Source organism: Prosthecodimorpha hirschii, assembly GCF_001305515.1.
Classification (GTDB): domain Bacteria; phylum Pseudomonadota; class Alphaproteobacteria; order Rhizobiales; family Ancalomicrobiaceae; genus Prosthecodimorpha; species Prosthecodimorpha hirschii.
Genome location: NZ_LJYW01000001.1, coordinates 6,173,430 through 6,184,993 on the forward strand (window position 1 = coordinate 6,173,430; position 11,564 = coordinate 6,184,993).

Below are 11,564 nucleotides of genomic sequence, written 5' to 3' on the forward strand. Positions count from 1 at the left end.
CCATGGCTCCCCCCGGGGCGTTCGGCGACGACGCCATCACGGTTCCGATCCGCACGCGGCGCCCGCCGCCGAGCGAATCCGCCTGGACGCGGACGATGCGCGCGATGCCGATCGGCTGGCGCATCTTTCTGATCGTGCTCCTGAACGCCTGCGGCATCCTGGTCTTCGGGCTCTTGATCTGGCGCGGCTCGGCGGACATCACCTCGTCCTGGACGGACCTGTCGCGCATCCGCGCCTATGACCGGCTCCTCGTCGAGGTCGACACCGAATCCGGGCGGCTGCAATCGCTGATCCACCGCTATTTCAACCGGCCGACGCCGGAGGTGCTGGCCGAGATCGTCCGCCGGCAGGACGAGCTCCTGTCGCGCCTGACCACGACGCGCGTCGCCGAGCCCGATATCGCCCAGGAACTGGCCTCGGTCGCCGAGATCACCAAGCGCTTCCTGGCCGGCTTCGATGCGCTGCGCGAGGTCAACGGCCGCATCCGCACGGCCTATGAGGACGAGTTCCTGAAGGCCGCCACCGACATGGCCGGCCTCTACGCGATCATCGACAGCGCCACCGACAACAACAAGTCGCTGATCTGGCCGGCGCTCGGAAAATCGCGCGAGAGCTTCTCGCAGACCCTGGTCGAGGTGAACGCCTACTATCTGAGCCACGCGCCGGAATCGCTGAAGGCCGCCCGCGAGCATCTGGCCACCATCGAACGGACCATTCCGGTGATGGTCGATCTGTCCGAGGCGACGTTGCAGCGTCAGGCGCTCGCCCGGCTGGTGCCGCGGGCGACGAGCCTCCGGCTGGCGCTCGAGAAGCTCGCCGCCAGCTTCGACCAGCAGACCCGCTTCCTGGGCGCGGCGATCGACGGCAACCAGGGTGCCATGGCGGCGGCGATCGATCGGCTGTCGACCCGCATCCGCGGCCGCGAGGCCGCCGCGCAGGGCCAGTTCGATGCGGCGCTTTTGTCGGTCAACCAGCGCTTCCTGATCGTCGGCATCCTGTTCCTCGGCATCAGCGTGCTGATGAGCTGGGCCATCGCCCGCACCATCCGCCAGCCGCTGAAGGAACTCGGCGGCTCGATGCGGGCGATCGTCGAAGGCGACTACGAGCGCATCGTGCGCGGCGTCGGGGCCCGCGACGAGATCGGCGACATGGCGCGCTCGGTCGAGGTGTTTCGCGACAACGTCATCGCCCGGCGGCGCGCCGAACTGGAACGCGAGGCGCAGGAGCGGCGCTGGCGCGGCATCCTGGAGACCAGCCCGATCGGCATCTCGATCGTCTCGGCGGATGGCGGCCACCGCCTCTACGCCAACCACAAGTTCGAAACCCTGTTCGGTCTCGGCGAGGAGCGTTCCGGCATCCGCCGCTATTTCCACGAGAATTTCGCCGCCGCCTCGGACGCGGTGCGCCTGTCCGATGCGGTCCAGCGCTACGGGCTGGTCTCCGGCTGGGAGGTGCGCATGCGCCGGGCCGGCGGGCAGACCTGGTGGTGCCTGATGGAGGTCAGGCCGATCGAGTTCGACGGCCGGCCGGCGCATATCTTCTGGCACTACGACGTGACCGACCGTCGGCGCGCCGAGGACGATCTGCGCGCCGCCAAGGAAGCCGCCGAGGCCGCGTTGGCGGAATTGCGCGATGCCCAGGAAAGTCTGGTCGAGGCCGAGAAGCTCGCCGCCATCGGCGGGCTGGTCGCCGGCGTCGCCCATGAGGTCAACAACCCGGTCGGAATCAGCCTGACGGTCGCCTCGACCTTGGAGCGGCGCTGTGAGGCCTTCGAGGCCGAGCTCGAGAGCGGGCAACTCCGCCGCTCGCGGCTGACCGAGTTCCTGGTCGGGGCCAAGGAGGCGGCGAGCCAGCTGGTCGCCAATCTCAGCCGGGCCGGCGAACTGGTGCAGTCGTTCAAGCAGGTCGCCGTCGACCGCACCCATGCCGACCGGCGCAGCTTCGACCTGAAGGATTCGACCGAGCAGATCCTGGCCAGCCTGAAGCCGACCCTGAAGAAGACCCGCCACGGCATGACCTGCGAGATCGAGCCGGGCATCGTGATGGACAGCTATCCGGGTCCCTACGGGCAGGTCGTCACCAACCTGTTCATGAACGCGCTGATGCATGCCTTCGCGGACGGCCAGGAAGGCCAGATCCGGATCGACGGCCGCCGGCGCGGCGATCAGGTCGAGCTGATCTTCTCCGACGACGGCGTCGGCATGGACGAGGAGGCGCAGCGGCGCGCCTTCGAGCCCTTCTTCACGACCAAGCGCGGCAAGGGCGGGACGGGCTTGGGACTGCACATCGTTTACAATATCGTACACCACCGGCTCGGCGGTCGGATCGTGCTCGACTCGGCGCCCGGTCGGGGCACGACGTTCCGCATCACGCTGCCGATCGTCACGCCGGTCGGCGACGAAGAGGAGTTGCAGATGATCGATACCGGCCTAGTGGCGGCCCCGCGACCGAGGCTCGACGCCCATGTCCGGTGACGATCTGCTCGTCTTCCTCGACGATGCCGAAGAGGCGCAGGCGGCCGCGCCGTCGAAGATCTGGAAGATCGCCGTCATCGACGACGAACCGGCCGTCCATGACGGCACCCGCTTCGCGCTCTACGACTATTCGCTGAACGGGCAGGGGATCGAGATCCTGACCGCCAATTCCGCCGAGGAGGGGCGGCGGCTGATCGACCGGCACCCCGATCTGGCCGTGATCCTGCTCGACGTGGTCATGGAGACCGACAGCGCCGGGCTCGACCTGGTCGAATATATCCGCAACGTCGCCCGCAACGACATGGTGCGCATCATCCTGCGCACCGGCCAGCCCGGCCAGGCGCCGGAGCGGCGCGTGATCGTCGACTACGACATCAACGACTACAAGGCGAAGACGGAACTCACCGCCGACAAGCTGTTCACCGCCCTGACGGCGGCGCTGCGCTCCTATCAGCAGCTGCAGCGCATGGAGGAGACCCGCCGCGGCCTGGAAATCATCATCGACGCGGCCGCGAAGCTGTTCGACCTGAAGTCCATGCAGCGGCTGGCCGAGGGCGTGCTGACCCAGATCGGCTCGCTCCTGAAGGTCGAATGCGCGGGCATCCTGGTGCTGCGCGAGGCCGGCGGCGCACCGGAGACCTTCACGGTGCTGGCCGGCTCCGGCGTCTATGCGGGCCTGGCCGGGGCGGTGGCGCCGCCGCTCGCCGACGGTGTCAGTCAACTCGTGCACGAAGCCTTCGCGCTGCGCCGGCACCAGTTCCTGGACCAGCAGTCGGTGCTCTATCTGCGCACCGCGAGCGGGCGCGAGGTGGTGGTGCTCCTGGAGGCGCAGAAGACGCTGTCCGACACCGACCGGGCGCTGGTCGAGGTCTTCTGCGGCAAGCTCTCGATCGCCTTCGACAATGTCATCCTCTACGAGCAGCTGGCCGAGGCGAATGCGCGGCTGGAACAGCGCGTCGAGGAGCGCACCCGCGAACTGACCGCCGCCAACGAGCGGCTCGCGCTCCAACGCGAGATCCTGAAGCGCTCCAACGCCTTCAAGTCCGACATCCTGGGCATGGTCGCGCACGATCTGAAGAACCCGATCAGCGTCATCCTGGGCCGCTCGGAGATCATCGGCGAGCTGATCGACCGCGATCCGGTGCCGGTCGAGATGATCCGGGCGCAGATCGGCCGCATCGTCGAACCCGCGCAGGCGATGACGCGCATGATCGAGCAATTGCTCAAGGATGCGATGAACGACCATCTCGACGTGCGGCTGCGCCCCGAGGCGGTCGATCTCGGCGGGCTGGTCGCCGACGTGATCGAGGACCACCGCCCGGGCGCGTCGCGCAAGCAGCAGAGCCTGGCGATCGAGATCGTCGAGCCGATGGTGGTCGAGGCCGATCCGGATCGCCTGCGCGAGGCGATCGAGAACATCATCTCCAACGCGATCAAATACAGCCCGATCGGCGGCCCCATCCTGGCGCGGATCGGCCGGGTCGACCGGATGGCGGCGCTGTCGGTGGTCGACCGCGGACCGGGCCTGTCGCCGGAGGATATCGGGCGCCTGTTCGGGCGCTTCCAGCGGCTGTCGGCCAAGCCGAGCGCGGGCGAGAGCTCGACCGGGCTCGGCCTTTCCATCGCCAAGCATATCGTGGCCCTGCATGGCGGGCGGCTCGAAGCCGCCAGCGCAGGACCGGGACAGGGCACCACCTTCACGATAAAGCTGCCTGTCCGCGCCGAAGACGGGAGTGATTCGGAATGACCCAGGCATCCCTCATCGCGGTCGTCGACGACGACAAGGCGACCCGGGAGACCGTGGCAGACTATTTGAAGTTGCACGGTTTCGAGGTGTCGGCCCTGTCGGGCGGCACAGCCTTACGGGAAAGTCTCGCCAAGCGCCGGCCGGATCTGATCGTGCTCGACCTGAACATGCCGGAGGAGGACGGTCTCTCGATCATCCGCTCGCTGAAGGAGAAGGCGGTCAGCGTCCCGATCATCATGCTGACCGCCACGGCCAGTCCGATCGACCGGATCGTGGGGCTGGAGCTCGGCGCCGACGACTACATCGCCAAGCCGGCCGAACTGCGCGAGCTGGTCGCCCGCATCCGCAGCGTGCTGCGCCGGGCCGCCGCCCAGGCGGCCGCCGCCGAGGCGCCGCCCGCCAAGGCGCAGGAGGTGCGCTTCGGCACGCGCTGGCTCAACATGGAGACCCGGCACCTGCGCGGCGGCGAGGAGGGCGAGGTACTGATCACCGCCTCCGAGTTCAACCTGCTCAAGGCCTTCGCCGACAACCCGAACCGGGTCCTGTCGCGCGAGCGCCTGCTGGATCTCGCCAATGCCCGCGATCCGGACGCCTTCGACCGCGCGATCGACGTGCGCGTCACCCGCATCCGCAAGAAGATCGAGCCGGACCCGTCCAACCCGAAGGTCATCCGCACCATCCGCGGCGCCGGCTACATGTTCGTGCCGGAGGGCGACAAGGACAGTTCGGGCTGAGTGGACGGAAGGGGCACGGCCGGGCGTCACGGCGACCCGGCCGGAACGGCGCCGCCGCGGGGAGCGGGTGGCGGCTGGCCTCAGAGCCAGCCGCGGCGCTTGAACCACCAGTAGGGGACGAAGGCCGACAGGACCATGGTGACCAGCGCGAAGGGGTAGCCGAAGGCCCATTTCAGCTCCGGCATGACCTCAAAATTCATGCCGTAGACGGTGCCGACCAGGGTCGGCGGCAGGAACAGGACGGCGGCGACCGAGAACACCTTGATGATCGTGTTCTGCTCGACATTGATCAGGCCGAGGGTCGATTCGTGCAGATAGGCGACCTGCTGTTCGAGCTGGCCCTCATAAGTGGCGAGCGACTTGATGTCCCGGTCGACCGCCTTCAGCCGCACCGAGACGCCGTTCTTCATCCACTCGGCACCGCCTTCGCGTACGAAGGGCACCAGCCGCCCGAAGGACAGGAGGCTCTCGCGCAGGATCGACAGCATCCGGTTCTTGCGACCGAGCAGGCGGATCAGGCGCTGCATGTCCGGCGCCGGTCTGGCCTTGCCGCTCTCGCGCACCTCATCGTCGTCGTAGAAGATCGTGTCCGAGATGGCGTTGAGATCGGTCGCGACCGCTTCCAGCACGTCGGCGATGCGCTCGATGAAGCTCTCCAGCAGGGTGACGAACAGCGCCGGCGCGGTCAGGGCCTCGTCGGCCTGCTTGCCGATGCGCGCCTCGATGGTGCGGAACGGCATCGGGTTGGAATAGCGCAGCGTCACGAAGTGGTTCTGCGACAGGAGGAAGGTGACTTCGGAGCGCCCGGGATGGCCCTCGGCGACGCCGTCGATGACCACCGCGGTCATCACCAGCGCGCCGCGTTCCGCGTAGAGGCGGGCCGATTCTTCGATCTCGGCCATTTCCTGACGGGTCGGCAGGACGAGGCCCAGGATGGCCTCGACGGCATGCTCCTCCTCGCGGGTCGGATTGCACAGGTCGAGCCAGACGATGTCGCCGGTCCCGGCGGGACCGACGTCGTCGATGCGCTGGAGCCGGCCGGAGGCCAGCCGGTAGGTTTGGATCATTCGCCGTCTCTCTGCCCTGCATCCGTCACGACGGTGGCCGCGTGATGGGCCGACGGCGCAGCGCGCCAGCCGGCCGCGAAGGCGGCGACGTCGAGGGCGATGATCGGCCCGAAGACGACGGCAATGCAGAGGCAGAGAACGCGCCCGACATCTTTCATGTCGGCGCGGGATACGTCACGGCCCACGAGGCCGGCGAGGTCGGTGTTGGTCATCTCGGAACTCCTTCGGACGGCCGGGCGGCCGGTCCGGGAGCCCGATCAAACGATCCGGCGCCTGGTACCGTACCTGCGCGACGCGTCCTTAAGACTGTCGGGGTCGGAAGGCATAGGTTTCGTCAGTTCCTGTGGGGCCGCCGGACGCGCAAGGCGCGACGTGACGGTGAAGGCTACATGGTCCATAACGTGCGGCACGTCAAGCCCTTTCGAGGGTGCCGGCGAAGGGTTTCGGCAGCGCTGCCGAAGCCGTCCGCGGGCGCCGGCGCGGACCGGCCGCAAGGGCCCGGGATTGCACCGTTTTTCGGGCGGGCCGGCGGACCACGACGGCGGCCGGAGGTTACCGGACGCGACGGCCGGGGACGCGACCCGCGGCGCGCCCGCCGGGCGTCAGATGAGCTTGCCGGGATTCATGATGCCGGCTGGATCGAAGGTCGCCTTGAGTCGGCGCATCATCGCGATGGCGACCGGCGGCTCGGTCTCCAGAAGCTCGGCCCGCTTCATGCGCCCGATGCCGTGCTCGGCCGAAATCGAGCCGGATAGCGCGCGGACCACGTCGTGGACGGCCCTGTTCATGGTCGGGTAGAGGGCCAGGAAGGCGTCCTCGTCCCAGCCGGGCGGCTGCGCGGCGTTATAGTGCAGGTTGCCGTCGCCCATATGGCCGAAGCAGACCACGCGCGCGCCCGGGCAGACCGCCTCGACCGCCCGATCGGCCTCGCTGAGGAAGCGCGGCAGGTCGGCGACCGGCACGGCGATGTCGTGCTTGATCGAGGCGCCCTCGGGCTTCTGCGCCGCCACCAGGCTCTCGCGCAGGCGCCAGAAGGCGTCCGTCTGGGCGAGGCTGCCGGCAAGCGTGCCGTCGGCGACCAGTCCGCGTTCGAAGCCGGCCGTGGCGATCTCCTCGGCGAGCCCGCGCGCATCGTCCGCAGACCGGCCGGACGAAATCTCCATCAGCACGTACCAGGGCTGCGGGCCTTCGAGCGGCAGGCGGTTGCCGGGGATGTGGCGCAGGGCGAAATCGACCGCGCGATGCTGGATCAGTTCGAACGCGGTCAGCGCGCCGCCGGCGGCTGCGGTTGCGATCTCGAACAGCGCCAGGGCGTCGTCCGGCGTGGCGAGCCCGAACCAGGCCGTCTCGCGACCCTTGGGCGCCGGGAACAGGCGCAGCACCGCGGCGGTGATCACGCCGAGCGTGCCTTCGGCGCCGACGAACAGGTTCTTCAGATCGTAGCCGGTATTGTCCTTGCGCAGCTTGCGCAGGTCGTCGAGCACCTCGCCGGTCGGCAGGACGACCTCCAGTCCGAGGCACAGATCGCGCGCATTGCCGTAGGCGAGCACATTGGCGCCGCCGGCATTGGCGGCGAGGTTGCCGCCGATCTGGCAGGAGCCCTGCGAGCCGAGCGCGAGCGGAAAGATGCGGCCCTCCCGGTCCGCCGCCTCGCGCAGGCGCTGCAGGACGACGCCGGCCTCGGCGGTGACGGTGCCGGATTTCAGGTCGATCTCGCGGATGCGGTCGAGCCGGCCGAGCGACAGCACGATCTCACCCCCGGAGCCGTCGGGCAACTGGCCGCCGACGAGGCCGGTATTGCCGCCCTGCGGCACGATCGGCGTGCCGGTTTCGGTTGCGAGCTTCAGGATGCGGGCGACCTCGGCGGTGCTGCCGGGCCGGAGCACCACGGGAGTGCGGCCGGAATAGAGGCCGCGCGGGTCGGTCGCGTAGACCGCGGTGGCGTCGGCGTCGCGCAGCGCGTGGCTCGGCCCGACGATCGCCGCGAAGGCATCGAGAACGGATTCGGCGACTGGGGCCGGCATGGCGTCCGAGACTCCGGCAGACAGGGAACGGGGAGGGTCCGCGATCGATGTCCGGCACGCCAGCGGCGGGGGCGCGGGCGAGGGGACCCGCGCCCCCAGGCCGCGTGTACGGGCACCCTGGGAGCGTCGGCGATCGGGGCGTGCACGGATGCGACGACCGGATCCGGGGGGCGGGCGGGGCTGCAGGGGCCGTCCGCCGCGCCGGCCCGGGCGGGTCAGGCCTTCGGCGGACGATGCTCGCGGGTGGCGACCGGCTGGCCGGCGCCCTTCCAGGCCGAGAAGCCGCCGCGCATGCTGGCCGCCTTCAGGCCCATCTCCTGCGCCACCTTGGCGGCGAGCAGCGAGCGCCAGCCCGATGCGCAGAAGAACACGAAGGTATGGTCGGCGGCGAAGGCCGGCTTGTGGTAGGGGCTTTCCGGGTCGATCCAGAATTCCAGCATGCCGCGCGGGGCGTGCATGGCGCCCGCGATGGTGCCGTCGCGCTCCAGTTCGCGCACGTCGCGGATGTCGACCAGCGTGACCGCGTCGTCCGGCCCGTAGCCGGCGACATCGGCGATCTCGACCGAACGCACGACGGCGTCGGCCTCGGCGAGCAGGTCCTTGTAGCCCTTGGCCATGGTCAGCGTCCCATCGCGTAGAATTCGTCGTTCGGGCGCATCGCCGTCACGTTGGCAAGGCGGTTCGACATGGCGAAGAAGGAGGCGATGGCGGCGATGTCCCACACGTCTTCGTCGGTGAAGCCATGCGCCTTGACGGCGGCGAAGTCGGCATCGCCGACCTCTTCGGCCTTGCGCGAGACCTTCATGGCGAAGTCGAGCATCGCGGTCTGGCGCGGGGTGATGTCGGCCTTGCGGTAGTTGATCGCGACCTGGTCGGCGATCTGGGGATTCTTGGCGCGGATGCGCAGGATCGCGCCATGGGCGACGACGCAATACTGGCACTGGTTGGCGTTCGAGGTGGCGACCACGATCATCTCGCGCTCGGCCTTGGTGATCGGGCCGGGCTTGTCCATCAGGGCGTCGTGATAGGCGAAGAAGGCGCGGAACTCGTCGGGCCGGTGGGCGAGCGTCAGGAAGACGTTCGGCACGAAGCCGGACTTCTCCTGCACGGCCAGGATGCGGCTGCGGATGTCCTCGGGCAGGTCGGCGATCTCGGGGACCGGGAAGCGGCTGACGGCGGGCATGGGGTTTCCTCTTCGTTGATCTTATTCGGCAGCCTGGGCGGCGAGGCCCTCGGCATAGGCCTCGAAGGCATCGGGCGCGGTCGCCGCATAGGGCTCGACATAGACCAGGCAGGTATGCGCCGAGCAGCCCTGGCCGAAGCTGGAGGTCGGGATGTCGGGCGTCAGGATGTTGGGATTGCCGGCGATGTCGAGCCCGCTATTGCCGTGCGGCGTCAGCCAGGCCCCGGTCGGCAGCACCACGACGCCGGGGCGGACCGTCTCGGCATGCGTGGCGGTGGCGAGGCACGCGCCGCGCTCGTTCCAGAGCCGGATGGTCGAGCCGTCGGCGATGGCGAGCCGGTCGGCATCGGCCGGATTGAGCCGGGCCTGCTCGCGTCCGCCGCGCTTCAGCGCACGGCTTGCCGGGCCGGTCTCCAACTGGCTGTGCAGACGCCCGGCGGGCTGGTGCGAGACCAGATGGAACTGGTTCGGCGCCTCGGCCTTGCCGAGCCACTCGTAGGGCTCCAGCCAGGCCGGGTGGGCCGGGCAATCCGCATAGCCGAGCCGGTCGAGCAGGTCGCTGCCGAGCACGATCCGGCCGCTTTCGGTCGGCAGGGCGTGGGCGGCGGGATCCTCGCGGAAGGCGGCCAGATAGGTATGGTTGTCCTTGACCGGGAAGCGGGCATGGCCGGCCTCCCAGAAGGCGTCGAAATCCGGCATCTCGAAGCCGAGGCGTGCGGCCGCGTCCTGCCGGCTGTCCTCGTAGAGGACGCGCAGCCAGTCCATCTCGCCGCGGCCCTCCGTGAAGCCGTCGCCGACGCCGAGTTCGCCCGCGATCATCGAGAAGATGTCGAAATCCGACCGCGACCGGCCGAGCGGGGCGATCGCCTGCTTCATCGCGAAGACGAAATCGGAGCGGCGGTTGCCGGCGATGTCGTTGCGCTCGATCGAGCTGGTCGCCGGCAGCACGATGTCGGCGCGCCGGGCGGTCGCGGTCCAGTTCGGGTCCTGGACGACGATCGTCTCGGGCCGGGTCCAGGCCTCGGCGAGGCGGTTGAGGTCCTGGTGATGGTGGTAGGGATTGCCGCCGGCCCAGTAGACCATGCGCGTATCCGGATAGTGCCGCGTCTCGCCCTGGTAGGTGAAGGCGGCGCCCGGCTGGAGCAGCATGTCGGTGATGCGGGCGACCGGAATGAAGCTGTCGATCGGCCGCTTCAGCTGCGGCACGGCCGGCGACTTCGCCATGGCGAAGGGTGCCCCGACGCCGCCGAGCGAGCCGTAGCCGACGCCGCCGCCGGGCAGGCCGATCTGGCCGATGATGGCCGCGAGCCCGAGCGCGGCCCAGAAGGGCTGTTCGCCGTGATGGGCGCGCTGCAGCGCCCAGCTGACGGTGATCATGCTGCGGGTCGCCAGCATCTGGCCGGCGAGGTCGGCGATGGACTGCCGGTCGAGCCCGGTGATCTCGGCCGCCCAGGCGGCATCCTTGACGGTGCCGTCTTGCGTGCCGGTCAGATAGGCGAGGAACCGGTCGCTGCCCGAACAGCAGCGTTCCAGGAAGTCGCGGTCGTGCCGGCCGGCCTTCACGATCTCGCCGGCGAGGCCGATCATCAGGGCCGCGTCGGTGTTCGGGCGGATCGGCCACCATTCGGCGCCGACCCAGTCGGGAATGTCGTCGCGCAGCGGCGAGACCAGCACGACGCGCACCCCGCGCTCGGCGAGGCGCCGGAGATGGCCTTCGAGGGTGTGGGTGCCGAGCCCGCCGGCCTCGTTCTGGGCCGTGCGCGGCGACAGCGCCCCGAACACCACCAGCGTCTCGGTATGTTCGGCGATGGTGTCGAGCGTGTTGGCCTTGCCGCCGCAGGCATCGTCGCTGCCGAGCGTGTGGCGCAGGATCACCGGGCCGGCGGCGATGCTGTAGGTGTCGACATGGCCGGTATAGCCGCCGGCGAGGTTGAGCATCCGCTTCAGGAGCGACGGCGCGTGATGGAACCGGCCGCAACTGGTCCAGCCGTAGGAGCCGCCGAAGATCGAGGCCGGCCCGAAGCTCTCGCCGACGCGGCGGATTTCGCCGGCCACCAGCGCCGCCGCCTCGTCCCAGGAGACCGCCACGAAGCGATCGCTGCCGCGGCCGGTCCGGTCGCTGCCCTCTCGGCTGCGCAGCCAGCCTTCGCGCACCATCGGTTGCAGGATGCGCCGTTCCGGCGCGGACCATTCCTTGACCGACTGAATGATCGAAGACGGCGCCGGATCCTGCTCGAAAGGCTCGACGCCGACGATCGCGCCGTCCTCGACCAGGATCGAATAGGCGCCCCAATGGGAGCAGTGCGGCACGCGCCGGATGGTGGCCATGGGACTG

General features: G+C 69.5%; 9 protein-coding genes. 3 read left to right on the top strand and 6 right to left on the bottom strand.

Going from position 1 to position 11,564, the window contains the following annotated elements:
• Positions 1 to 2 precede the first annotated feature (2 nt).
• Genes ABB55_RS31050 through ABB55_RS27105 form a run of 3 tightly spaced genes read left to right on the top strand, consistent with a single transcriptional unit; the run spans position 3 to position 4,955 of the window.
• The gene (locus tag ABB55_RS31050) at positions 3 to 2,474 is read left to right on the top strand and encodes a sensor histidine kinase (RefSeq protein ID WP_054361617.1); all 2,472 of its coding nucleotides are present in this window, start codon (positions 3 to 5) and stop codon (positions 2,472 to 2,474) included.
• Positions 2,464 to 4,221, top strand: a complete 1,758-nt coding sequence (locus ABB55_RS27100) for an ATP-binding response regulator (RefSeq protein ID WP_054361618.1) — start codon at positions 2,464 to 2,466, stop codon at positions 4,219 to 4,221. The genes ABB55_RS31050 and ABB55_RS27100 overlap by 11 nt, the downstream gene beginning before the upstream one ends.
• Complete coding sequence (locus ABB55_RS27105; protein ID WP_054361619.1) at positions 4,218 to 4,955, top strand: response regulator; 738 nt, start codon at positions 4,218 to 4,220, stop codon at positions 4,953 to 4,955. The genes ABB55_RS27100 and ABB55_RS27105 overlap by 4 nt, the downstream gene beginning before the upstream one ends.
• An 80-nt stretch (positions 4,956 to 5,035) precedes the next feature.
• On the opposite strand, the gene ABB55_RS27110 is transcribed toward ABB55_RS27105, so the two are convergent.
• From ABB55_RS27110 to ABB55_RS27135, 6 genes are all read right to left on the bottom strand, one after another.
• Positions 5,036 to 6,022, bottom strand: coding sequence for a magnesium transporter CorA family protein (locus ABB55_RS27110; RefSeq protein ID WP_054361620.1), 987 nt, complete (start codon positions 6,020 to 6,022; stop codon positions 5,036 to 5,038).
• Positions 6,019 to 6,234 carry a hypothetical protein gene (locus ABB55_RS27115; RefSeq protein ID WP_054361621.1) on the bottom strand — a complete coding sequence of 72 codons (216 nt, stop codon included), beginning with the start codon at positions 6,232 to 6,234 and terminating at the stop codon, positions 6,019 to 6,021. Before ABB55_RS27115 ends, ABB55_RS27110 begins: the two co-directional genes overlap by 4 nt.
• Positions 6,235 to 6,624: 390 nt before the next feature.
• Positions 6,625 to 8,046: an FAD-binding oxidoreductase gene (locus ABB55_RS27120; RefSeq protein WP_054361622.1), complete on the bottom strand. Its 1,422-nt coding sequence runs from the start codon at positions 8,044 to 8,046 to the stop codon at positions 6,625 to 6,627.
• Between the two features lie 215 nt (positions 8,047 to 8,261).
• Entirely contained in the window at positions 8,262 to 8,663 is a 402-nt protein-coding gene (locus ABB55_RS27125) for a rhodanese-like domain-containing protein (protein ID WP_054361623.1), read from the bottom strand.
• 2 nt (positions 8,664 to 8,665) lie between these two features.
• On the bottom strand, positions 8,666 to 9,229 hold the full coding sequence (locus ABB55_RS27130; protein WP_054361624.1) for a peroxidase-related enzyme: 564 nt from the start codon (positions 9,227 to 9,229) through the stop codon (positions 8,666 to 8,668).
• Positions 9,230 to 9,250: 21 nt separating this feature from the next.
• Positions 9,251 to 11,557 (bottom strand): molybdopterin-dependent oxidoreductase, encoded by a 2,307-nt coding sequence (locus ABB55_RS27135; RefSeq protein WP_054361625.1) that lies wholly within the window; start codon positions 11,555 to 11,557, stop codon positions 9,251 to 9,253.
• Positions 11,558 to 11,564 lie beyond the last annotated feature (7 nt).

Bases quoted from the DNA above. Each gene is read 5' to 3' on its own strand.
- ABB55_RS31050 (WP_054361617.1), top strand. From the start codon at position 3: ATGGCTCCCCCCGGGGCGTTCGGCGACGACGCCATCACGGTTCCGATC.
- ABB55_RS27100 (WP_054361618.1), top strand. From the start codon at position 2,464: ATGTCCGGTGACGATCTGCTCGTCTTCCTCGACGATGCCGAAGAGGCG.
- ABB55_RS27105 (WP_054361619.1), top strand. From the start codon at position 4,218: ATGACCCAGGCATCCCTCATCGCGGTCGTCGACGACGACAAGGCGACC.
- ABB55_RS27110 (WP_054361620.1), bottom strand. From the start codon at position 6,022: ATGATCCAAACCTACCGGCTGGCCTCCGGCCGGCTCCAGCGCATCGAC.
- ABB55_RS27115 (WP_054361621.1), bottom strand. From the start codon at position 6,234: ATGACCAACACCGACCTCGCCGGCCTCGTGGGCCGTGACGTATCCCGC.
- ABB55_RS27120 (WP_054361622.1), bottom strand. From the start codon at position 8,046: ATGCCGGCCCCAGTCGCCGAATCCGTTCTCGATGCCTTCGCGGCGATC.
- ABB55_RS27125 (WP_054361623.1), bottom strand. From the start codon at position 8,663: ATGGCCAAGGGCTACAAGGACCTGCTCGCCGAGGCCGACGCCGTCGTG.
- ABB55_RS27130 (WP_054361624.1), bottom strand. From the start codon at position 9,229: ATGCCCGCCGTCAGCCGCTTCCCGGTCCCCGAGATCGCCGACCTGCCC.
- ABB55_RS27135 (WP_054361625.1), bottom strand. From the start codon at position 11,557: ATGGCCACCATCCGGCGCGTGCCGCACTGCTCCCATTGGGGCGCCTAT.